This window comes from Microcoleus sp. Pol12A5 (assembly GCF_036701435.1).
In the GTDB taxonomy this organism is placed as follows: domain Bacteria; phylum Cyanobacteriota; class Cyanobacteriia; order Cyanobacteriales; family Microcoleaceae; genus Microcoleus.
Genome location: NZ_JAUBQU010000011.1, coordinates 1 through 23,285, shown reverse-complemented (window position 1 = coordinate 23,285; position 23,285 = coordinate 1). Strand labels below are relative to the sequence as shown.

The following is a 23,285-nucleotide window of genomic DNA, read 5'->3' as shown; positions in this document are numbered from 1 at the left end:
ATTTTATATTTTATATTGACAAAGATCGATCGTCCGAGTTGACAGCAGGTAGCGAAAACCAGAAAGTCGAACCACCGCCGGGAGTGCTTTCGACGCCAATTTCGCCGCCGTGAGCTTTGATAATTTGCTTCGAGAGGTACAAGCCCAAACCCAGCCCTGTTAATTGTCGGCTATTAGGGTCGTGAACGTAAAGTTCAAATAGAGATTCCCGCTGTTTGGCGCTGATTCCTACTCCATTATCTGTTACAGTACAGCGAACCATTTTTACTGTGACTCCGGGCAATTTGCTGCCGATATTGCCAATTTGGCCCTGATAGCGGGGCATTTTGCAACTGCCGTCCAGGTTAAATTTTGCCAGGGTTTCCTGATTTTTTTGGGTTGTCTCGCCTATCCTAGGACGATCGCCCGCAGGAGATATCCGGTTAGCGATACAGCGGGCGAGCGGATTATTGGGCGATGTTAAAGCCTGGGAATTTTCTTCATAACTTAGCGCTGTTTCAAGTTCAATTACCTCGGCTTTAAAAGTTATATTGACTCCCGGAGGATTGTGCTTAATAGCATTAGTCAACAGATTTTCTAGCACCCGCTGCAAGTGTTGGCGATCGGCCTTGACTTGTGGCAAATCCACTGGTATTTCCTGAGTTAAAGTTGCTTGATTTTTGGCTAGCATCGGTTCTAAATCGGCAACAATGGCTGAAGCTAAAGACTGCAAATCTAGCGGTAAAGGATTGAGAACAATACCTTTAACCTCGCTAGCGTGAGCATCAAGCAGGGAATTAACCATAGTCAACTGGTGTTCGCTGGCTTGAACGATGCGCTGCAAAATCGATCGAGAAACCGGAACATCTTGTAGAGAATCAGAGGCCGATTTGTTGAGCAAATTTTTCAGCAGTATTAACATTCCCATAACAGGAGTGCGGAGATTGTGAGAAACTGCGTGCAAAAATAGGTCTTTGAGGCGGTTGCTTTCTTGCAGTTCGTGCATTTTTTGCTGTAGTTGGCGGGTGCGTTCCTCCACTTGATATTCCAAGTTGGCATTGAGAGCTTTTACCTGCTGCAAAAGTTGGGCTTGCTGGAGAGCGATCGCCACTTGGGTAGCGAGTTTTTCTAACAAATCTATTTCAAATTCCTGCCACTGGCGGGACCCGGAGCACTGGTTGACGGCCAAGAGCCCGAACAATTCATCCCCCAGGACGATCGGCACATTTAACGTCGCGCGAATTTGATAGTCGCTGTACAATTGGGCAATAGGAACGCTGAGTTGAACGCTAGCAGTATCGGAGATAGATCGGACGCGGTTGTTAGCATAAAAAGTTTTCTGGTTTTCGAGGTGATTCTCGTCAGCGAGTACCCACCCCAAAAGAGAACGGTATTGGGCATCCACAGACTCGGCCACAACCTTACCGTATACCGGGCTAGGAAGATTTACCCCGTCCGCGTCCACAATACCGATAAAAGCGCGGTCTGCCTTGAAAAATTGCCGGACTTCGGCAACAGTAGTGTTGAGAATTTCTTCGAGGTCGAGGGAGTTGCGAATTCGCAGGGCGATTTCCGAGAGCAAGCGATCGCGATCGGAGGACGCCCGCAAAGCGGTTTCCGCGCGGTGGCGTTCGGTAACGTCTTGGACTGTGGCGGCGATCGCCCCTGACTGAATGGCCGACTGTTCGCAGACAGTGCGTTCGGAACCGTCTGCCAGCACAATTCGGTAGTTAATGCAATAGGGTGTGCGCTCAAACATAGCTTGGCGCTGCGATCGCGCCACCAATTCTCGGTCTTCTGGATGTACGGCCTGCAAAAAAACTTCTGGTGTAGGTTTGACAGTTCCCGGAGCAAAACCCAAGAGGCGGTAAAGTTCGTTTGACCACCGCAATTCGATATGGGATCTACGATCTTCTGAGGATTCTTGGCAGTTGTCAGTTGCTGTGAGGGCGGCGCAATTTAAATCCCAATTTCCCAACTGAGCGATGCGCTGAGCGTTGGCTAAACTAGCTTCGCGGTCGCGCAGCATGGCGGCCGTGCGGCGCACCTCCACCAGCGCTTGCTGGCGTTCTGCTACGGCGGCGGCCAACATCAGAGCCACAAGGGCGATCGTACCGGTAAAAGCTTGTAAAAATAAAACCGCCTGTTTGAGATTATCGCTTTTGGCCAAAAACGGGCCGCCTCCCTGCACCGCTCCCCAAATCGCGATGTAAGATACGATCGAATAAGCAAAAATCGCTCCCGCCGGTTGAAACCGCAGGGCAGCCCAAACTATCAGAGGAAAAGGCAGATACTCCAGCGGATACTGAGCGATCGCTGCTTGTATTTTAGAGCAAAAAAACAGCCAGCTCACGCTCAGCAATAGAGTCAGCCAGAGCGCTATTTCTGAATAATTAATAATTACAAATAGAAGATTGTAGCGGTTTTCACTTGCAGAAAATCGGCTTGAATAATTTGTAACTCGTGATTCGCCATCGTCCCAGTTAAAAAATGCTTTTAAACTTGAAATAATTCCCGGTTTAATCTTACCTTTTACACCATTTTCAATAACAGGCAAAATGCCTGTACCACAATCAAATTCATCTCTCGCTTCACAGGCATCTTGCCTGTTCCTAAACAAGTAATTGAGAATAATGAAACATCTCAGTTTTAGTGGAGATTTAAAACTATTAACGGCGTGGTTCAAAGTCAGCAGAACGGGCGTCACAATCAAAATTCCCATGCCGTCTCCGAGCCACGTAGTCCACCAGTTGCGAGAGAAATTGCTCCACTGAGCCCAACCAAAAATGCACGTTCCCAAGTTGCCGAGGATAGAGCCTAGGAAAGTAGACCCTATGACCGCGCCCGCTACTAAAGCCAGAACATCTCGCAGTCGATCGAGTTTGGTAGAAAATCCGCTCCAAGTCAGCAAAGCCTCTCCAGCCAGCGCTTGCAGGGTGACGCTAAAAGCCGATGTGGCAATGACAGCCGACGGTATACCGCCGGTAGAGTTTAACAGCACTGAACCGAGGACAATTCCCGGCCACATCCGTCGCCCTTGCAGTAGCAGGGCTGCTAGAGCAATACCGGCGGGCGGCCACACGGGGGAGGGTTCGGCTTTCACCAGTCCCAGCATCGACGCTGCGAGTTTTCCGGTAACAAAGTAGGCCAGCGCCAGGATGCCGGTGTACAGAAGCGTTCGAGTGCAGCGGTTGAGCAGTTTCATGTTTAGGTGCGATCGAATCCTCCATTCCTAGTTTTTAATTTAGGCGGCTTTGGGGCGATCGAGCTTCCTCCTGACGACTCACCTGACTGGGGGAGTGGGAAGTTGACTGTTGACTGTTGACTGTGGACTGTTGATTGATGACTGATGACTGTTGTGATTGGTGATTAGTAGCAGCTAACAACTCCCCATGCCCCATGCCCCATGCCCCATGCCCCATGCCCCATGCCCCATGACTTCTTAAAATCCAAAACTCCGCTTGCCATCCGGCTTAACAGTAAGCCAATTAGTCTTTGCCATTGCCAGTTGTTCCTCAGAAACTGTAGCGTTCGTAAGATTCGCCCCGCACAAATTTGCTCCCCGCAAGTTCGCCTTAGTCAAATAAGCCCCCGTCAAGTCAGCACCTCGGAAATCCGCCCCTTCAAAATTGGCAGTGCTGCAATAAGCCTCAGTCAAATTAGCATCTCGCAAATTCGCCTGAATTAACCTCGCGTGACCCAAATTTGCCCCCGACAAATCGGCTGCTTGCAAATTTGCTTTTACCAACCTAGCCTGATAAAAATTCCCCCCAGCTAACTGCGCTTTTTGCAGTTGCAAACCCGACAGTTCGCAGTCAGCAAAATCGCGTTTGCCTTTAAAATATGCCGCTCGCAAGCTGTTGGTATCCCACTTAGGAGCAACTTTCGATAGCTTTGACGCTGCTAAATTGTCGCTAGAAGGTCCAACCGTTCCGAAAGTTCTGCCGGACTCAGCCAGAGTCCGGGAAACTCTCGGCTGCATCCCCGTGTTCCCAGATTGGCTGAAGGAAGTTCTACCAGCGCGGGTGTGGTTCGATCGTAAATCTTCATTGATTTTGCTCCTCGGCGGTGACCACGAAGAACCCTCGTCATTAAATATTGTCGGTTCTTCAACTGTACGAGAAGAGGCATTGAATTGAGTTGCCAAGCCATCCATAAGACTTGGGTCTTCAAATTGGCCCGAGAGAGCTCTGAGGACATCTGCTGCCGATTGGAAGCGATGCCCAACCATCGGCTTCAGCATTTTTTCGAGAATCCGCGCAAAATTTGGACTCACCTGAACGTGGGGCTGCCAAACAATTTCGCCGGTTACTCCATCAAAATCTAAATCCTTGGGCGATTTTCCTGTCAGCAAGTACAAGCAAGTCATACCCACTGCGTAGATGTCGCTGGCAAATATCGGCCGCAGCGCCATTTGTTCCGGGGGGGCAAAACTAAATGTGCCGACTGAAAATTTCGTGTTGGCGCTTTGGTCGGCGGGGTCTAATAATATTGTTTGGCTAACTTGGTCTTTTACCGCTCCGAAGTCAATCAGAACTAAGTGACCGTCTTGAATTCGGCGAATAATATTGGCGGGTTTGATGTCTCGGTGAATTACTCCTTGGCTGTGGATATATTGCACTACTGGCAGAATTTCTAATAGAAAATTTTTAACATCCGATTCGTTGAAACGGCCTGAGTGCTTAACTTCTTGTTTCAAAGTCGAGCCTTTAACATACTCTTGAACTAAGTAGAATTGCTGTTCCGTTTCAAAATAGTCTAGCAGCCTCGGTACTTGCGGGTGGTCGCCCAGTTGACCGAGGGTTTTTGCCTCTCGCTTAAATAATTCCCGCGCCATTTCTAAAACTCGCGGCGACGAACTACTGGGTCGCAGTTGCTTGACTACACAACTCGGTTGACCGGGCAATGAGATGTCTTTTGCCAGAAATGTAGCTCCAAAACCTCCTTGCCCTAAGGGTTCAATGACTCGGTAGCGAGCGCGCAGCAATAACCGCGCACCGCAAGTCTGACACTGAAGAATAGAGTCAGCAGGGTTTTGAGGATGGGGACAGCCCGGATTTACGCAGTAGCTCATATTGATTGAGTTTGCCTATGTTGTTCTGATCTTGTCAGCGTCGCTCGACTGCACAAATAGCCTGTTCCTGCTTCTGGTAGACATATTAATCTATCAGTTTTCGGCAGGCTGTGCCTTCGATTGCGAATTGGAATTGCACCTAAGTCTTTTAGGCCGATATCTTTTCCCTATTTTGATTATCTCGCTGCTGTGAGTTTTTTCGGTTGATTATCGTTGAAGATAGTTTAAAGACTTGCTAAAGTTGTGCTTTTTTGTGTAAAGTCTTTCTAAACTTAAGTGCTTTTTGCGTTGTTAGATGTCTCTAGCATACCTCATTCTCTGAATGAGAATGCTACTCATCCCCCAGTTGCCATCGACCTTGGGGTATATCCCTAGTTTTTGCCGATCGGTACCATAACACTATTGACAAATTTAAATTAGTATGCTATGAAAAGCTTTCCCCAATAAATTCTGGCACTCAAAAGTCGTAGCCGGTCGGCGCCGACTAATGACTAATAACTACAGAGCACTGACAACTAACTACTGACTAAATTATGCGTATTTCTCTAAAGTGGCTGCAGGAATTGGTGGATGTGGCAATATCCCCGGAAGAATTAGCCGAAACCCTGACAATGGCTGGGTTTGAAGTTGAAGAAATTGAAGACCGCCGCCCGTGGGCAAGCGGCGTAGTTTTGGGCAAAATCATCGCCTGCGAACAGCATCCGAATGCAGATAAATTGAGAGTTTGTCAAGTGGATGTCGGCTCTGGTGAAGCTTTGAATATTGTTTGCGGCGCACCGAACGCTAGGGCAGACATTTACGTGCCTGTCGCTGTTGTCGGCACTTATTTATCGACTATTGATTTAAAGATTAAACCGGCTAAATTGCGGGGCGTTCCTTCCGAAGGAATGATTTGCTCTCTGGCGGAATTGGGACTATCTAAAGAGTCAGCCGGAATTCACATTTTCGAGTTAGAAAATCCCGAATTGGGCAGCGATATTCGCCCGCTTTTGGGTTTAGATGACGTGATTTTAGATTTGACAGCAACTGCCAACCGGGCTGACGCTTTGAGCATGGTGGGCGTAGCGCGGGAAGTGGCCGCGCTGACTGGGGCTAGTTTGAGAATTCCCGCAGCGAATGGTGTGGCGATTGAGGGCAAAGAAAGTCCTGGTTTGGCAGTAGCAATATCGGAACCGCAAGGTTGCCCGATTTACATCGGCACGGCAATTGAAGGTGTGAAAATTGGTGCTTCTCCAGCTTGGTTGCAGCAGCGGTTGCAGGCGGCGGGAGTGCGGCCGATTAATAATGTGGTTGACGTAACTAATTACATTTTATTGGAGTGGGGCCAGCCGCTGCACGCTTTCGATCGCGATCGCCTGCAATCTTTCACTGGTACTCAAGATATCAGCATCGGCGTCCGCTTTGCCAAAACAGGCGAATCCTTCAAAACTTTGGACGGACAAAACCGCAATTTGCAAGCTCAAAATCTGTTAATTACTGCTAGCGACAAACCTGTTGCCTTAGCTGGGGTAATGGGCGGCGAAGACACGGAAGTTCACGAAGGAACGCAAAATTTAGTTTTGGAAGCAGCGATTTTTGACCAGGCAACGATTCGCCGTTCTGCGCGCGCTCAAGGTCTGCGGAGCGAGGCATCGATCCGCTACGAACGGGGGGTCAATCAGGCGGCATTGACGACGGCCTGCAACCGCGCTGTATCCCTAATTTTGGAGTTGGCTGGAGGCAGTGCGACGGTGCAGAAAACGGCGAGTTCCGGCGATGATTTGAGTTTTTCGCGATCGCTCGAATTGCGTTTAGACCGAGTAAATTTGGTTTTGGGACAGTTGAAAAGAGGACAAACGGGCGGTTCTAAATATCTGGAACCGGAAGAGGTAAAAAACATTCTGACAGCTTTGGGATGCGAAGTTGTGCCAACGGAAAAAGAACGGGTGTTTGGGATAACTGTTCCTCCTTACCGTTACCGCGATTTAGAAAGGGAAATTGATTTAATTGAAGAAGTTGCCCGACTCCACGGTTATGACAATTTCTGCGATACTTTACCCAGCAAAACGGAACCCGGTTATTTGTCACCAGAATATGCGGCAATTCGGAATGTACGATCGGCTTTTCGGGCGGCCGGTTTGACGGAGTTGATGCACTATTCTTTGGTGAAAACTGAGGGAGACAATCAGGTGGTGCTGGCGAATCCGCTGTTTGTGGAGTATTCGGCTTTGCGGACAGAAATGCTGTCGGGTTTGATTGATGCTTTCCAGTACAATTTGGAACAGGGAAATGGGGCGCTAAACGGTTTTGAAGTCGGCCGCATTTTCTGGAAGGAAGAGGGCGGGCAGGATGCCCACCCCACAATGAAGGAAGCCGATGCCGTTGCGGGGATTATTGGCGGCGATCCAACTGTGTGGAAATGGCAGCAGGGAGGGCGCGATCGACCTTTGACTTGGTTTGAGGCCAAGGGGGTTTTGGAAAGCGCGTTTCAGGAGTTGGGTTTGTCGGTGGAATATCAAAGTGATTCCTCGAATACACGCCTGCATCCGGGCCGCACCGCTGCGTTATCGTTAAACGGAAAACATTTAGGAGTTTTTGGACAGTTGCACCCCCAATTGCAGCAAGAAAAGGATTTGCCTGAGCAGGTTTACGTGTTTCAATTAGATTTGGCGGTGCTGTTGGCAGCGTTGAATCGATCGAACGAGTTAACTCGCAAATTCGCTGGTTATTCGAGTTTCCCCGCTTCAGACAGAGACATTGCATTTTTCGCATCGGTTGAAGTTCCGGTTGTAGATATGCAGAGTGCGATGAAAAAGGCGGCGGGTAGTTTGCTGGATTCGGTGGAATTGTTTGACGAATATCGAGGCGACAACGTGCCGGCGGGACAGCGGAGTTTGGCTTTTCGGTTAGTTTATCGCGCGGGCGATCGAACTTTGAGCGAAACCGATGTCGAACCGGCACAACAAAAAGTTCGCGATGTCCTAGTTGAAAAATTCGGCGTTAGTTTGAGAAGCTAAAGAAGCCGCTACTCAGCAATGGAAACTGCCAGGGAATGAATTCCCTGGCTCAAAGCTAAAGTCCTCTCAAGAGGACTAATAAGATTTACGGATAACAAGGTAAATTTGCCATTTTGAGCAAAGCGAAGAATCTCAAATTATTGCAATAAAACCGTCTAAAGTGCATAATTGCTAACTAATGAACTCTTCAGTCCTCTTGAGAGGACTTCAGCTTTGAGGCGGGGGTTTCAACCCCTGCCGGACTCAATTTATAACGTTAATTAAATTGACACCAATGGCCGCAACATCTCCCCAACCATTAAAGTAATAAATTTCTCCTCTTATCTAACAAACCTCTCTCTTTCCCCTCTTCCTCTGCGCCCTCTGCGCTCTCTGCGGTTCATTAATCTTATTCTTAAAATTTTAGTTAAATCCTCTTACTCTTATTGTACAATAACTTTTAAACAAATTAATCTAAGGCTCAAAACCGTGACTAAATATGTGATGTGGGGAAGTTACTGCGAAGATGTTCTCGAAAAACGCGCTCCGTTTCGAGACGCTCATTTAGCAGGATTGGCTAAGCAGAAGGAATCGGGTGTGTTAAGTACGATCGGGCCAACGAAAGATTTAACAAAAGTTTTTGCAATTTACGAAGCAGCAGACGAAGCCCAAGTCAGAGAATTAGTTGAAACCGATCCTTATTGGGTAAATCAGGTTTGGACAGAATACGAAATTAAAGAGTGGATTCAAGCCTTTTAAAGGAGCTAACAGGGTGAACATCTTAAGACTAGGCGACGACGATTTAGTTCCAGTAGACTATGGCGATTTGCTGGACAAGATTTTAGAAACATTGCAGACTAAAAACCCGTTTAGCGTATCAGAAGACAGCCGCCGCTTGCTAATTGATATTGACACCATTGCTGCGGATGTTTCCAACAAGCAAGTGCGGCAACCCTTGGGTTCTTTTGAACCCCAAGCAGATTCTGCTACTGTTAATTTACCGCCGGAAATTGAGGAGCATTTTGGCAGTCAAGTTAGAAAAATCAAAAACTATTTGCGGCAGCACTTAGAATCTAAACTGCCTCGAAATACCTCGATTGAAAGGTTTGTCGCTAGTTTGATTAGTCCCTTAGACTCACCCTCTTTTCGGGGAAGCGGCCAAGAGTTAGGCTTTAAATACGATTTTGGCACCCGCTACCCTTCTTTAGAAAAAGAAAGGCTAACTTTGGAAAGCCGAGGTACTGGAAGCCATGCAGCTTTAAAATTGCATAAATTGACCGTTACAGTCCGAAATACTGATATTTTTGAACAAGAACTAAAAAAAGGTTTGGAAAACTATATTAATGAAAATGCCGACAATAACGATGATAAACAAGGACTTAAGCATCGTCTTGATGAGATGGTTGAAAATCCAGACTCTGATTTTCACAAATTAATCAGACTGGTAGATAAAGAAACTCTGGGGAAAATTAACAAAGAATCTAAGATTATTTATTTGGACTATCTGCTAGAACACATTCGCGCTAGCAGTACAGATACCGTAGGAATCATCTATTTACAAGACTTGATTCGCCGCCTCAGATTGATAGAAGATTACATCAACGATCCAAATAAATCCGATGGTGATTACGAGGTTAATTATGCTGGTGTTAGAGTTAATTACAGAGAAATTTTCGCGAGGGCAGAAGTCCTAGATGCACTGCCAATTATTCCTATTGTATCAGGTTACTTGGGAGAAAGTACCGACAATGCTCGTAACGAACGCAAGTTTATCTTTGGGCTGAAAATTAAATTTGATAATCAAGTTCAAGCGCGCGGTGGAAAAGATGTATTTGAGTATTATCTGAATCTGCTACATCCAGACAGTGAAGAACATCAAGCAGAATTGGCCGAAGATGCTAATAGCGAAATATTTGTACGTAAGGTATTAAAAATAGCACTGTTATATCACTTTGTCTTTGCATCTACCCACACTCCTGGAACGGAAAATTACAACCCTGAATTAGAACTTGACTTTAATCCTATTTCTGGTTTTGAGCAAGTCATCAAAAATGTATTGGGTCGTGACAATGACGAAATAAAAAGAAGACTTTTCCGAAATTTTGTGAAGAGGTTTAACGAAGTAAATGTTAAATCTAAAATCAACCATCTGAGAATAATGCTAAAAGGCTTTCTGGAACGTCAAACAATTTTACCAATTCGCACAGAAACGCGACACGTAAACCTCAAAATAGGTCTGGTAGAAGATATTGACAATATTTTGACTACTCCTAAATTTTTTAATGAAATTATGGAGCGAAATTACAAGCAAACGCTCCATTATATTACCGTCAAAGATCCTAGTGTCGATGAAAGCTCTATTTGTCAGCTACCAGTCAATATCACCATAGAAGATGTCCGCTATTTTCCTACTGATGAACGCCAAAATTTCAGCATGGAATACAATATCAAAGATGTCGATGTTTTGCCTTTACTTTCTGCACCTAAAGCCGATCGCTCTAGAGCGATCTACGAAAAACATTTTCAGACAAAATTAGTTGTGTTTCCCTACGACGACAGACGACTAGACAGCGGTGATAAAGGTTTACAACCTGCCGCAATTTTTGTCTATAAGTTTGCCATGCTGCTGCTGTCCTATATCTGTCTGAGGATATTGCTGGAAAATACTGCGGACAACTTATTTATTCCGATGGTGAGACTTCACGAAGGCGACGATAAAAACCCTTCGCCGTCAGAAAAATTTATGGCCAATATTTCCAAAACATTCTCTCATATTTTGAGTGAAAAACAACGCTCAACTTCTCAAGGATTTCGGATTAGAAAAACGCCCAATGGTTACACAATTCGTAACGGTTTGAGTTCCCTGTATTCAATCCTTCCTAAAAAGTTTCGATTCGATGATAATGTACAGCTAGCTCCTGAGTTGGAAAAATTGGCAATTATTGTCGTTTCCAGCCGGGATAGTGATGCGAAAAGAAGCAATCAAAACCGCTTCCAAAGACAAGCCTGCTTAATCGGAGAAATTGTCGGAATTACTCGCCTAGATGATATTACAATTCAAGTCGAAATGCTGAAAAATCTTTCCGAGAATTACAGTGTCAGCCGTCTTTATTCTGAGCCGTTAATCCTTGAAGATGCAATGAGTCAGCTTTATCAACAAGGATATCGGAATTTCGCCTATATTTCGCAAGCACCTTACATGAGTACGCTGCATATTACTAAGACTGAGGAAGATGAGGAATTGTCTTTCATGTCCAAAAAACTTCTCCGAACTTTGAAGGGAGAGAGGCGAGATATCAAAATTTATCCGATATTTTTTGATAAATACTATGTCCGCAGTTTCCTAGGCGATAGGGGAAAATCTTTTTACATTCAGGATGCAATGGAGCTGGAAAGCTTGTTTGCAGATACCAGTCAGCAAGCTGTGATGTTTTTCAACTTGTTTAACGGAATTAGAGTCAGGGAGGAAAAGAACTTTTATAACGGTGTCATTTCCTACTCGACTCTGTTGAATATCTATCAAGGTATCCTAGACGATCAAGATATTCGTGAAGGTTTGATTTATGATAGTGCCATCAAAACTACTTTGCTACATTATCTAACAATATTCCACTTTTCTAGGTATGAAGCTCGTCACAATATTAGTTTAAAACTTGACCCCTACGAGCGAATTCTTGGCGATGAATCGGTTGGTGCTTTGTCTATATTTAGTCATGCTCGGAGTAGCGCAAATTTTAATTCCTTGGCATTTTTGAATAAGGTAAGAGAAGTATTAAATGTCAGTGAGGGAGGGACTCGATCGTGATTGGTGAAGATTTTGGACGGCTGTTTGAGGTTGGATTTAATATCGGGATCCTGGCATATATTCAGCGGGAAAATATAGCTCATAATTTCGGTGATTCCTATCGTCTAGATTTGCAGAAACTCAAATTGCCCAAGATGATTGGGGAAATTACCAGAGAAGCTAATTTGCTCGGTAGTTTGGATGCTAAAATTGTTGAAAAATGGAGCTTATTTTTTGTTCAAAAAGGCTTTTTGGGTGGGTTGAATTTTTTCCGGGAGTACGTCAAATCTACTGGCTGCAATTTAAATGTGGTGAAGATTTTGTATTGTCAGTGCAGTTTTAGCGATGCTAACAGTATCAGAACTTATAATAAGGATCCAAAAGCAGGATTTACAGAGGTATTATCTCAGTTAAAAACTGCGAAACCCAATTTATCAGGCGATGAAATTAACTCCTACATCCGCCGCTACAAGAAAAAAGGTGAGTTTTTGCAAGCTGATACCCTGATTTTGTTGCAAAATGGTAAGCATTTTAGAATCCTGTGCGTTGATTTGTCTGTGTTTACTCCTCCGTTGACTTCGGAAAAATTCGATAATCTCAACGAAATAGAGGTAATGCGGAAGTCTTTGCTCAGAGAAATTAGCTATTTGCGATCGAAAAGTGTTTTTTCTAATCTGCGAATCGATACTAGCACTTTAGGTATTGACTTTTCGGAGGGTTTAAACCGCTATTTTACGGCTTTTAAGTATAAGGATAAGGAAAGCGCTAAGTTGATTCAGGCTGGTAGCTACGCTCACAGCTTCTACGGTTTTCTGCAAACAACTAATATTATTCCTCATGATGCTGATGTTTTGTTGAATGTTGTCGGTTATAGCGATCGCACAATCAGCACAATTTCCCTCCGCAGTGATAAAATTGACATCTTGGCGACTTGTGCCAAAATCTACCAGCAGGAAGCGAAAGATAAACAGATTAACGATGCTCGTGGCGAAGTTTTAGATGCGATCCAACTTAACGCAGGTTACAGTTTTCAGAATGGCAAAAAATTTGTCACCGATTTGTTAACAATTGGCAAAAATGTCGCACCTGTATGTCATACAGAGCGGATCTATAACTTTGTCAATTCCATTGATATTATATCAGATAAATTGGCAGATGATTTGCAAATCGATCGCGGATTACACCTGAGAAATGCTCACGCTCAATTAATTGTCAAAGCACTGGAATCTGACGAAACTTACCTATTTTTGACTGGGAATCCGGGAATTGGGAAAACAACTGCGATCGTAAATTTCCTGGAAAGCCATATCGACGAGGGTTTCTTATTCCTATACGTGAGTCCCCGCAAGCAAGTAAACTTAGATATTATCAAAAAATTTAAAGATAAAAATACTGGCTTGCTGTGCAACGATCGATTATTTTGTATCAACACTAACGCCGATATCATTAAAAGCAATTCAGGACACTGTACAGTTAAATACGCATCGAATAGCTATCGTGAAGATTTCACAAAAAAAACTGTTTGCTTCCTCAAGGATGATTCAGAAATTCAGAGGAGGGGATCTCATCAATCTGAACTTCAAAAAAAGGGAGAAACAGTAATTAAACCACTTAATTCCAAAGGAAATGGAGTGCTTAAGAGCATTTGCGAAGGTATATACGCGCTGCTCAATAGTCAGGTATCTAATAATATCGTAGCTACGGTTTCTATTCAATCGGTGAAAATGAAAGAGAACAGACAAAATACTCTAGAGCATTTAGATAAAGTTTTTCAAGATACTTATAATAAACGGGACAAACGGGTCATTCCCGCTAAGATGCAAGAAATCTCCAGTCGCATCAAACATATTTTCATTATGATAGATGAAATTACAGGAGATGATGGTGGCGTTGAGTTTTTAGCCGGAATTGCCAAGATTGTCAAAAAACATGATTTGCACAAGCGGGAACACGGCTTTAATACTAAAATTATTGTGGCAGATGCTTCGATAGTTGACCCTGATGTCATCAAACAACACCTGGATAACACGTCACCGGAACCGGACAAAATTTATTTTAAAAAGTTAGCTAGAGATTCTGAAGAAATTCAACCTTTACAAGTTATTCCTTTTAAATTTAACAATCTACCTGCAAAGGTTATTAATGCGAATTCCTACCCGGCGCGCAGTTTAGATATCACTTATAAGGTATTTGTAGAAACTCTTAAATACACTGAGAATGCACCTTTAAAACAGAATAGTAATTTAGTAAAGCGGGTTCAAACAGAAATGATTGAGGATATCAATCAGCGATTAGCTATCCCAGGTGTGGAACAAATTATAGTATATATTCAGAACAAGCAAAGATTGGCAGAATTAATTGAAAAAATTAAAGCTAGTCGCGAAAAGTTTGAGCAGTTTACCGATTATCTGGAAATTCACGCGAATATCTCGGAAGAGGAGAAAGAAAAAATACAGAAATACAAAAATACAGCTAAAGTAATCTTTATGACTGCATCGGGAAGTCGTGGACTTTCTTTCCCCAAAACCAAGCATATTTTAGTTGATATTCCCCGCTTCCAGATTGAGAAAAATCTGATGGAAGTGATACAGGTGATTTATCGGGGACGCGGAGAAGATGAGAACGGTAAAACCCTTGATGGTGAAGACAAAGAATTGGTTTTTTACCTATCTGATACCGCCGTTTATTACGCTGATGATGCGGAACTTTCCCTGCAAGAAAGTAAGTTAAGTTTGTTGAATTTATTGCTAATTTTGAAGACTGCGGTGATGACGCGAATTTCGGGATACGGTTATTTAGGTAGGGATAAATTTTTGATAATTCCGATTGGTGGAAAGTCGGTTTCCGCAGTCGGGGATACTTTTAGCAACAAAATGGCTGCTCTAATTAAGACATTAAAGAGCGAGAGCCAGCGAGTAAATATGTTGTTTAAGGAGGTTTATACGAGTCTGGAACAGCTTTTGGGTCGCGGGGAGTTTGTTTTGAAAAATTATGATAACTCTCGCCAAAAGGGCGATTCCTATCTGGAAATGCGGGACGATTTTAATCGTAAATTTTTGGATAAGTGCAATCCTCTTGATGGTTTGCTGAGCTATGATAATTTAGAACTCGGTCATGTTTGCGGTAGTTTGTTGGTCGTACCTCTAGCTAAACAAAATTTGGTAGAAACATACCAGATGCGGCTTCATCGAGAAATTAAGGAATGTCTAGAGAAGAAGTTGCTGCACAAAATGCGTCTAATTAGGGATAGGGATTCGTCCCCGGAGAATGTAATATCGGCAATTAGAGGCGGTGCGATCGAGCTTTTGCAATTTCTCAACAGCGAAGTTGAGAAAACTCAGTATTTTGAAGAGCAGAGTCAGCAGTTCGATCGCTATTATGCCATACCGCTGTTTGCTTTTGTTAGCGGGGAGGAAATGCAGGAGTATTTTGCTGACAGCAAGCTGGAAGAACCGGAAGACAGGCGGTTTCGGGATATTTTGTCGGCTTACGTGCGATCGATCTACCCTGTAGATAGTGTAATGCCGATCGGGCACAAGTATCAAGACTTTCCATTTATCGTGTTTAGAAGCTACAGTTTAGAGCAAAGTAGAGAAAAATTTTTCACAGATAAATATCTTTTAAGTTCCAACGAATTGAACGTGCTCAATTTAATTTTGTCGAAGCAGGTAAACTAGACCTCTTGCATTCCCAAGCTTTCAATTCCTTCAACAATCTGCGTTAATCTGTGTTTATCTGCCTTGCATCTGCGGTTTCTGTATCAACCAAAGACTTATGCAATGCAAGCCTACTGAAACTTGCAGGCTGCATCAGCTAGCTGTCACCCCGCAGAGAAAATAAAACTCTTCCGGGGCGCCATACTTGCTACTTGCTAACTTCAAACGGCGTGTATTTCCCCCCCAAAGCTTCGACGATGGCGCGAGTATTAGCCGACATCATTTTCACATAAGAATCGCCATCGCTTCCGGGCGCCCCAATCGAATCCGAATAAAGTTGCTGCGCCGCCAATTTTACCTCCGCTTCCTCCGCCACTGTTCTAATCAGTTGCGGGTTAATTGTAGTCTCGGCAAAAATAGCAGGAACTCCGGCAGCTTTCACCGATTCTACTAACTTTTGCACCGTTTGAGCGCTCGGCTGTTCCTCCGTACTAATCCCGATCAAACTGCCCGCACTTCCCAATCCGTAGGCGCGGCTGTAATATTGAAAAGCATCGTGAGTTGTTACTAATGCGCGCTTATTTTCGGGGATAGTTTTAATCTCTTGTTCGATCCAACTATCCAAGCGTTTTAACTCTTCAGTAAGTTTCACAGCATTCTGCGTAAACTTCTCCCGATCTTCCGGCGACAGTTCGATTAGCGCATCCCGAATCGCTTCCACCATTTGAACTACATTTTCCACATTTCCCCAAACGTGCGGATCGGGTACGGTATTGCCTTCTTTATTCAGTAGCAAAGGCTTGACAACTTCACCCACTGCTAATTTCCGCGCCTTAATTCCGGCGGCATTCATCATCCTAATTAATCCGGGTTCCAAATTGTAACCGTTATACAAAATTAAGTTAGCTTGTTCTAAAGCTTGAGAATCTTTTGGCACCGGTTCGTAAACGTGAGGATCGGTTCCCGGCTGCAAAATTCCTGTTAGCTGAACTTCGCCGCCGGCTACTCGATCGGTCAAATCCTCAATAATTGTGCTGGTAGCAACTACCTTGGGTTTAGCATCTGCCTCTGGAGAGAGGCGATCGCCCTGGGTTTGAGCGCAACTAAATAAACCCAAAGTCAAAATGCCGCAGGCAATACTTCTAATCAAAAATACCTTGGACTTGTCCAATGCAGGGCGGGAGGTTTCAATTCCCCACTCACAGCTAAACTCCCCTTGATAGGATTGCTTTACAATTTCCGTCGGTTTTAACTCACATCTGGCACCATTCTCAATCACCCTTCTATGGGCGGGCAGGATGCCCACCCCACAAGAAAACTCACTCTTCGCTTCACAGGCTTCTTGCCTCTGATTGAGAATGGTGGAAGATATGAGAAGTTTTAACCGACTTGAGATTTTCGCTACAAAGCCTATGGTTTGAGGGGTTTCCAGCTTGGACTGTCGCATTATCTACCTCTGGTGCGTTGCCGATTATTCCTATTTACCGATGATTTCATATTCTTTTCATTTTTACAGTAAACTTAATAAAAAGGATATAGAGTCACCCCAATGAATACCGCCGCCTTCCCCAACGAGAATCCTTGGTCTCAAATGGTTTGCCACCTCAAAGACAGCGCTACCGACACTGAAATTATCACTGTTAAGCACTTAGCAGTAAACTACCGCACGGTAGAGGCACTCAAAGATATCAATCTTTCCGTCAAACCGGGAAGGCTGACGGGTATTATTGGGCCCAACGGTGCCGGCAAAAGCACGCTGATCAAAGCAATGTTGGGCTTAATTCCGGCAGCTCGCGGCACTGTTACCTGGGGGGAAGAAGCGATCGCCGATCGACTCGAAACAGTAGCCTACGTGCCGCAGCGATCGCAAATTGACTGGAACTATCCCGCCACCGTTTGGGATGTCGTGATGATGGGAAGAGTCAGAAAAGCCGGATGGTTCCGCCGCTTTTCGGCAGCTAGTCGCCGCACCGCTGCCGATGCCTTAGAAAGAGTAGGCATGAGTGCTTACAAAGACAGACCGATCGGACAACTTTCCGGCGGACAGCAACAGCGAGTATTTCTAGCGAGAGCCTTAGCCCAAGAAGCCTCTATTTTCTGCTTTGACGAGCCGTTTGTTGGCGTTGACCAAAAAACTCAAAATATCATTTTTGACATCTTCCACCAACTAGCAAATGCCGGAAAAATCGTCTTAGTAGTCAACCACGACTTAGGCGAATCAATCACTAATTTTGACGATTTAATTTTGCTAAATACAGAATTGATTGCTGCTGGTTCCCGCCAAGAAGTGCTAACCCAAGAAAACCTTTACCGCGCCTACGGCGGACAAGTAATGTTCTTTGCCGGACAAGCAGCTTAATTAGCCAGCAGTCAATCGATTTTAGATTTTAGATTTTAGAGGCGACCCCATGGATAAATGCGGGGGCTTGAGGATTTTCGATTTTCGATTTTGCATTGATTCCACGCATAAATCACGTGGCGGGTACCACCTTTGAAATTCTTGGTCATTAATCTAGGAGTTACACTCTTGAACCCGGTTTTTTTGATAATCTTGAATTGGGAAACGATAAATCTCGGATCGAACTCACATCTTGCACCATTCTCAAGAACAGGCTTTCCGGCCTGTTCCACAAAAAGTGAATTTTCTCGCTTCACCCACCGGAAAGCCTGTTCATAAAAAGCTTATTGAGAATGGTGCAACCTCTCAGATCAAACCGGGTTGCTTTGGTTGTTAGTCATTAGTTAACTGTGATTTTATAATTTTATGCTACAAACCTTAATTGAGCCGTTGCAGTACGGATTCATGCAGCGATCGCTCGTAATTGCCATTCTCGTCGGCATCGTCTGCGCGATCGTCGGCAGCTACCTAATGGTACAGCGACTGGCCTTGCTCGGAGACGCCATCAGCCACTCGGTTTTGCCCGGATTGGCGATCGCATTTATCCTCGGAGCAAATATCTTTATCGGCGCGTTCATTGCCGGAGTTTTGAGTACAGTCATCATAGCTTGGATCAAAGCTCGATCGACAATCAAAGAAGACGCGGCAATGGGCATCGTATTTTCGGCATTCTTCGCCCTCGGCATCACCTTAATTACGATCGTCCAAAAAGACAACAAAATCGACCTCAACCACTTTCTGTTCGGCAACATCCTGGGCGTGACTGTCGAAGATGCGATCGACACAGCCGTTATTGTCGCCGTAGTCTTATTAGTTGTAGTAGTCTTTTACAAAGAACTGCTATTTTACACATTCGATCCATTAGGAGCGCAAGCAACAGGTTTGCCAGTAAACCTGCTCAACTTCGGACTGATGGTACTCATCGCCCTCACGATAGTTGCCAGCCTCAAAGCCGTTGGCGTAGTGCTAGTCTTGTCCCTATTAATTACACCAGCAAGTACCGCCTATCTCCTAGTAACTCGCCTGCACCAAGTAATGATTTTAGGCGCAATTATCGGAGTGATTTCCAGCATTAGCGGAATGTATCTCAGCTACTTCTATAACTTACCATCCGGCCCCGCAATAGTTTTAGTTGCATCGGGATTCTTTGTGCTATCACTGCTGTTCAGTCCCACTCAAGGAATCCTCACCCAGCCCCGCACACACTCCGGCCAAATTCCTCCAATCTGGCGGGAATTAAAAAATTTAACTAAAGGCCGATAACAATTAACTTTGTGTTAACGATTCAGCCCCGCCCCTCCAATTTTCAATAACAATCTGCGTTAATCCCCGTGCATCTGCGTTTCAAAAAAGGTTCTCCAATTAATCCACCTAATTGCGAATCACCTGGAGCATCCCGATGTTGTCAAAAGGGTTTTTTGTTTAAGTGCCAGAAAGCAAGCATGGGATGATACCGAACCGGGCGATCGCAACTGCCAACTATTCGTCACAAAAGACTGTACAATAACAAAAGTTAAAATTTCACTCAAACAGAGCTACTCAGTTAAAAAACATGACAGTCAAAGTAGGAGACACCGCACCCGATTTTACCTTACCCTCTCAAACTGGCACATCAGTCAGCCTCAAAGATTTTAAAGGTAAAAAAAACGTCATAGTCTACTTTTACCCCAAAGACGACACACCCGGATGCACAACCCAAGCTTGCGCCTTTCGAGATAGCTACGAAGTCTTCAAAGACGCAGGTGCAGAAGTCATAGGAATTAGCGAAGATTCGCAGCAGTCTCACCAGAATTTTTCTGCCAAATATCAGTTACCTTTTACTTTGTTGAGTGATACGGGGAATAAAGTTCGGCAATTGTACGGCGTTCCAGCTACCTTGTGGATTATGCCCGGTAGAGTAACTTATGTCATTGACAAAGAAGGCGTTGTCAAGCATATCTTTGACTCGATGTTAGACTTCAAAGCACACGTTGCAGAAGCACTCAAAACTTTAGAAACCATCAAAAGTTAGAGGGATTTGCTTAAATATATTGTTGGTAGTGAGGACGAAAGTCCTCCTTGTCTCAAAAACAAGAAAACACTAAATTCCTGACTGCGAACTAACGGTTTTTAGTGAGGAAGAAAGTTCTGAGACTAGAGATTTTCCCCTAGCCAAATTTTAAAAGCTTGAATAGCGCGGGTTCTGCCAGCAACTTGACTCTGCTGAGTGTACTGGTTCACCAGTTGAACAATCGGGATATTGGGGAAAGTAGGACTCACATCAGACTCAATATATTGTTCGGCTTGCAAGACGTTGATTTGTAGCCCTCGCCTTGCGTATCGCCAAAGTTCCGGCACTCGTAGAATTTGATAATTATCCAACTGCGTGCGAGAGGTGAGATCAATTTCTATAGCTAAGTCTGGGGGCGGATCGACACTCATATCGAGGCGATTTTTACCGATAACCGCTAGTTGATTTTGAATGTAAAAACAGGTATCCGGTTCGACAGCCTGACTCATGCGTTCATTTTTCAACGTTGTCGAACCCAACGACTCAAATGCTATTTGTCGTGTTTCCAACAAAATTTTTACCATGTCGCCAATAATTTCCTTGGCTTTTTCATGTTCGGGCAGAGGAACCATAATTTCTAACCTTCCGTTACTATAGGAAAGTCGGGAAGCACGACGTTCTCCTAATTCCGCCAAAATACTTTCAAATTGTTGCCAGTTAACATCCTCAACCAGTAATTGCTGACCCGGCTGAATCTTCAATTGTCTTAACTCCAATAGCATAATTTTTCATCCATTTTCTCTAGGCAATATCAGCAACGTCCTGACTACGAATCATTATCTAAAAAAACCAAGAAAGGACTAAAGTCCTTACTAAAAACTCGTGGTTCGTAGTAAGGACTTTAGTCCTTTTTTGCTAACGGCTTGCAGCCATTAATAATTAGCACTCAGCAATTATCTAGCTTTTCGCAACACTCGATTTTTCAGATGTAGCGCTTTCGGCAGTTTTGCCATTTTTGCTATTACCGTTACCGTTGCTGTGGCGGGGTTGGATAACTCCATAGCCGCTGTGACTCTTGCGTTCGTAGAGCACATTAATTTCGCCTGTTTCCGCATTACGGAACATATAGAAATCGTGATCGATAATCTGCAATTGTTCCAAAGCTTCTTGCACAGTCATTGGAGGCATGGCAAAATACTTAGTCCGCACCACCTCAGCAGGAAGTTCGGGAGTTCGATCGCCAATCAGATCCGCTACTACAGGATGTTCTTCAACTGCCGTAACCGTTTTAACACTACTGTGGGTCTTGTTGTCGTGGCGTTTTTCCTTGAATTTCCGCAGTTGACGAGCTATCTTGTCGGCAACCAAATCGATGCTGGCATACAGGCTTTCCGTGCTTTCTTCAGCCCGAATCACGCTGCCGTTAGCATAAATTGTCACCTCAGCAGTCTGCTTAGGATTGATCCTGGGGTTACGAGCCACCGATAGATGTATGTCCACTTCTGTAGTCAAAGTTTGAAAATGGCTAACTGCCTTTTCAACCTTTTGATTGACGTACTCGCGAATCGCATCGGTGATTTCTATATTTTTACCCTGGATAACAAGCTTCATAGAGCTCCCTCCCTTCTTTTACTTGGGTATATTTTATACAGTAGCACTATGTATTCTGGAAAACACTTATCTTCCAAATCTTTTATTATATGTTGACAATTCTTGATTTAAGCTGCGCCAATATTCCGTAAATACACTCTTGATTTTTTTCATGATTTCTCCTCTCATCCCTCAACAGTTAAATGCACAACCCTGCTTGCTCTTCGATTGGGGACAAGTGTCCTACTCCCAAGCTTGGGAAATCCAGAAAAAACTCGTGCAAGAGCGCCGGGAAAACCCAGATTTGCCAGATGTGCTGATTTTGGTGGAACATCCGCCGGTGTATACTTTGGGACAGGGCGCGAAGTTGGAATTTCTGAAATTTGACAGCGAAACTCAGCCGGAATTGCACCGAGTTGAACGGGGTGGTGAGGTGACTTACCATTGTCCGGGCCAATTGGTGGGGTATCCGATTTTAAATTTGCGGCGCCACCAGCCTGATTTGCACTGGTATTTGCGACAGTTGGAGGAAGTGCTGCTGGGGGTGCTGGAAGTTTTGGGGTTGAAGGGTTCGCGGGTTCCCGGTATGACTGGGGTTTGGGTGGATGGGTGCAAGGTAGGTGCGATCGGCATTAAAGTCAGCCGCTGGATTACGATGCACGGTTTTGCTTTAAATGTTTGTCCGGATCTCGCAGGTTTTGGGCAAATTGTACCTTGCGGGATTCCCGATCGACCCGTTGGCAGTTTAGAGCAGTTTATTCCGGGAATTGAGATCGATCGAGTGCGATCGCTCGTTGTCGCTGAGTTTGCTCGCGTTTTTGCAGTGGAAATTGTGCGATTCCCTACGGGATAGCTTCGCTTCACGAATGTGTAGGGTGCGTCGCTGTCAACCTTCCTACTAACGATCGCAGTCGGTTTTTTAAGTGCGATCGGAATTTTCCTCCTCATACACCATTAAATCTCCCGGTTGGCAGTTTAGTGCTTTGCACAAAGCATCAAGAGTTGTTTCATCAATTCTTGTCAGCCGGCGACGGGTTTTGATTTTAGAAACAGATGTTGGGTGCATCCCAACTCTAGCCGCCAATTCTTTATTGCTGATATTGCGATCGGCCATCACAACTGCCAATTTCCAACGGATCACTGCGCGTACTCAACTACTAGCCAGGACTCTGCAAGGTGATGTTAGCATCCTGCAACCTTGACTAACACTTGTTTTGCCGTATCGGCAATATTTTTTGTCGTATCGCTTGAATGGCAGCAGCGAATGAACTATGCTGAGGATGTACAAACGGAAAAGCGATCGCCCCTTTGCCTCGAAAACTGAAGGGCGATCGCTATCCGACTATTTTGTAGTTAAAACTCATGATATCACAGCCAAAGTCAGTTCCCGAACTCCTGCGCGAAGAAATTCCCGACGCACCCATTGGAAAGCAACCGATCCGATTGTTGATTTGCGGCATTCCCAAAGGAGTAGAAAGCCTCATCAATCTGCTGCACGTTTTGGGTTTTGCAGAAGTTGGTGAATGGATCCCGCCTTTACCGTCCCCTCTAGCAGGTGAAGTAATGCGGATTGTGACCCGTTACTGGAAAGAATAATCTTTAAGGGCGATCGCCCTTTCTCGAGCAAAGTGCGATCGCTCTTAAATTATCAAAAACATCAGGCTTAATTCTCCACCCAATCACTTAAAAACTCCAGACTCAGGATGCTAAATATCGAAGCGAATTAACGCGGCGGTGTTTGCGAGACTTGGGGGTATTATAGCCCTCTTCTGTCACTCTAGGCAGAAGAAAATAAGAATTCCCTCTCATTCATCAAGTAAGAGAAGGGATTTGGGTAAA

Annotated in this window: 16 protein-coding genes; 9 read left to right on the top strand and 7 right to left on the bottom strand. The window is 44.6% G+C overall.

Annotated features, from left to right (window positions below):
• Nucleotides 1-10: 10 nt before the first annotated feature.
• Genes QUA45_RS05015 through QUA45_RS05005 form a run of 3 tightly spaced genes read right to left on the bottom strand, consistent with a single transcriptional unit; the run spans nt 11 to nt 5,053 of the window.
• Entirely contained in the window at nt 11-3,184 is a 3,174-nt protein-coding gene (locus tag QUA45_RS05015) for an MASE1 domain-containing protein (RefSeq protein WP_333219781.1), read from the bottom strand.
• 34 nt (nt 3,185-3,218) lie between these two features.
• On the bottom strand, nt 3,219-3,401 hold the full coding sequence (locus QUA45_RS05010) for a hypothetical protein (protein ID WP_333095143.1): 183 nt from the start codon (nt 3,399-3,401) through the stop codon (nt 3,219-3,221).
• Between the two features lie 20 nt (nt 3,402-3,421).
• Nucleotides 3,422-5,053, bottom strand: coding sequence for a serine/threonine-protein kinase (locus QUA45_RS05005; protein WP_333095145.1), 1,632 nt, complete (start codon nt 5,051-5,053; stop codon nt 3,422-3,424).
• A 533-nt stretch (nt 5,054-5,586) separates the two neighbouring features.
• Here QUA45_RS05005 and pheT point away from each other — a divergent pair.
• The 4 genes from pheT to QUA45_RS04985 all read left to right on the top strand — a co-directional run bounded on the left by pheT (nt 5,587) and on the right by QUA45_RS04985 (nt 15,489).
• Nucleotides 5,587-8,049, top strand: a complete 2,463-nt coding sequence (gene pheT, locus QUA45_RS05000; RefSeq protein ID WP_333095147.1) for a phenylalanine--tRNA ligase subunit beta — start codon at nt 5,587-5,589, stop codon at nt 8,047-8,049.
• 468 nt (nt 8,050-8,517) lie between these two features.
• Nucleotides 8,518-8,787: a YciI family protein gene (locus QUA45_RS04995; protein ID WP_333095150.1), complete on the top strand. Its 270-nt coding sequence runs from the start codon at nt 8,518-8,520 to the stop codon at nt 8,785-8,787.
• 13 nt (nt 8,788-8,800) lie between these two features.
• Entirely contained in the window at nt 8,801-11,833 is a 3,033-nt protein-coding gene (locus QUA45_RS04990) for a hypothetical protein (protein WP_333219779.1), read from the top strand.
• Nucleotides 11,830-15,489: a helicase-related protein gene (locus QUA45_RS04985; RefSeq protein WP_333219777.1), complete on the top strand. Its 3,660-nt coding sequence runs from the start codon at nt 11,830-11,832 to the stop codon at nt 15,487-15,489. Before QUA45_RS04990 ends, QUA45_RS04985 begins: the two co-directional genes overlap by 4 nt.
• Before the next feature lie 187 nt (nt 15,490-15,676).
• On the opposite strand, the gene QUA45_RS04980 is transcribed toward QUA45_RS04985, so the two are convergent.
• Entirely contained in the window at nt 15,677-16,915 is a 1,239-nt protein-coding gene (locus QUA45_RS04980) for a metal ABC transporter substrate-binding protein (protein WP_445304914.1), read from the bottom strand.
• 102 nt (nt 16,916-17,017) lie between these two features.
• On the opposite strand from QUA45_RS04980, the gene QUA45_RS04975 reads away from it, so the two are divergent.
• From QUA45_RS04975 to QUA45_RS04965, 3 genes are all read left to right on the top strand, one after another.
• Nucleotides 17,018-17,827: a metal ABC transporter ATP-binding protein gene (locus QUA45_RS04975; protein WP_333095155.1), complete on the top strand. Its 810-nt coding sequence runs from the start codon at nt 17,018-17,020 to the stop codon at nt 17,825-17,827.
• A gap of 405 nt (nt 17,828-18,232) precedes the next feature.
• A complete protein-coding gene (locus QUA45_RS04970) occupies nt 18,233-19,129 on the top strand; it encodes a metal ABC transporter permease (RefSeq protein WP_333095156.1) in 897 nt (298 codons plus the stop codon).
• A gap of 289 nt (nt 19,130-19,418) precedes the next feature.
• Nucleotides 19,419-19,877: a peroxiredoxin gene (locus QUA45_RS04965; protein WP_333069707.1), complete on the top strand. Its 459-nt coding sequence runs from the start codon at nt 19,419-19,421 to the stop codon at nt 19,875-19,877.
• A 122-nt stretch (nt 19,878-19,999) separates the two neighbouring features.
• On the opposite strand, the gene QUA45_RS04960 is transcribed toward QUA45_RS04965, so the two are convergent.
• Nucleotides 20,000-20,638 (bottom strand): Uma2 family endonuclease, encoded by a 639-nt coding sequence (locus QUA45_RS04960; RefSeq protein ID WP_333219775.1) that lies wholly within the window; start codon nt 20,636-20,638, stop codon nt 20,000-20,002.
• Between the two features lie 175 nt (nt 20,639-20,813).
• On the bottom strand, nt 20,814-21,467 hold the full coding sequence (hpf, locus tag QUA45_RS04955; RefSeq protein WP_333095162.1) for a ribosome hibernation-promoting factor, HPF/YfiA family: 654 nt from the start codon (nt 21,465-21,467) through the stop codon (nt 20,814-20,816).
• A 151-nt stretch (nt 21,468-21,618) separates the two neighbouring features.
• Between hpf and lipB the strand changes: the two genes are divergently transcribed.
• Entirely contained in the window at nt 21,619-22,299 is a 681-nt protein-coding gene (gene lipB / locus QUA45_RS04950; protein ID WP_333095165.1) for a lipoyl(octanoyl) transferase LipB, read from the top strand.
• A gap of 66 nt (nt 22,300-22,365) precedes the next feature.
• Here the strand turns inward: lipB and QUA45_RS04945 are convergent, their stop codons facing one another.
• Nucleotides 22,366-22,587 carry a helix-turn-helix domain-containing protein gene (locus tag QUA45_RS04945; protein ID WP_332984474.1) on the bottom strand — a complete coding sequence of 74 codons (222 nt, stop codon included), beginning with the start codon at nt 22,585-22,587 and terminating at the stop codon, nt 22,366-22,368.
• A 221-nt stretch (nt 22,588-22,808) separates the two neighbouring features.
• On the opposite strand from QUA45_RS04945, the gene QUA45_RS04940 reads away from it, so the two are divergent.
• Nucleotides 22,809-23,042 carry a hypothetical protein gene (locus QUA45_RS04940; RefSeq protein ID WP_333219773.1) on the top strand — a complete coding sequence of 78 codons (234 nt, stop codon included), beginning with the start codon at nt 22,809-22,811 and terminating at the stop codon, nt 23,040-23,042.
• The last annotated feature ends 243 nt before the right edge of the window (nt 23,043-23,285 follow it).

Bases quoted from the DNA above. Each gene is read 5' to 3' on its own strand.
- QUA45_RS05015 (WP_333219781.1), bottom strand. From the start codon at position 3,184: ATGAAACTGCTCAACCGCTGCACTCGAACGCTTCTGTACACCGGCATC.
- QUA45_RS05010 (WP_333095143.1), bottom strand. From the start codon at position 3,401: ATGGGGCATGGGGCATGGGGCATGGGGCATGGGGAGTTGTTAGCTGCT.
- QUA45_RS05005 (WP_333095145.1), bottom strand. From the start codon at position 5,053: ATGAGCTACTGCGTAAATCCGGGCTGTCCCCATCCTCAAAACCCTGCT.
- pheT (WP_333095147.1), top strand. From the start codon at position 5,587: ATGCGTATTTCTCTAAAGTGGCTGCAGGAATTGGTGGATGTGGCAATA.
- QUA45_RS04980 (WP_445304914.1), bottom strand. From the start codon at position 16,915: ATGCGACAGTCCAAGCTGGAAACCCCTCAAACCATAGGCTTTGTAGCG.
- QUA45_RS04975 (WP_333095155.1), top strand. From the start codon at position 17,018: ATGAATACCGCCGCCTTCCCCAACGAGAATCCTTGGTCTCAAATGGTT.
- QUA45_RS04970 (WP_333095156.1), top strand. From the start codon at position 18,233: ATGCTACAAACCTTAATTGAGCCGTTGCAGTACGGATTCATGCAGCGA.
- QUA45_RS04965 (WP_333069707.1), top strand. From the start codon at position 19,419: ATGACAGTCAAAGTAGGAGACACCGCACCCGATTTTACCTTACCCTCT.
- QUA45_RS04960 (WP_333219775.1), bottom strand. From the start codon at position 20,638: ATGCTATTGGAGTTAAGACAATTGAAGATTCAGCCGGGTCAGCAATTA.
- hpf (WP_333095162.1), bottom strand. From the start codon at position 21,467: ATGAAGCTTGTTATCCAGGGTAAAAATATAGAAATCACCGATGCGATT.
- lipB (WP_333095165.1), top strand. From the start codon at position 21,619: ATGATTTCTCCTCTCATCCCTCAACAGTTAAATGCACAACCCTGCTTG.
- QUA45_RS04940 (WP_333219773.1), top strand. From the start codon at position 22,809: ATGATATCACAGCCAAAGTCAGTTCCCGAACTCCTGCGCGAAGAAATT.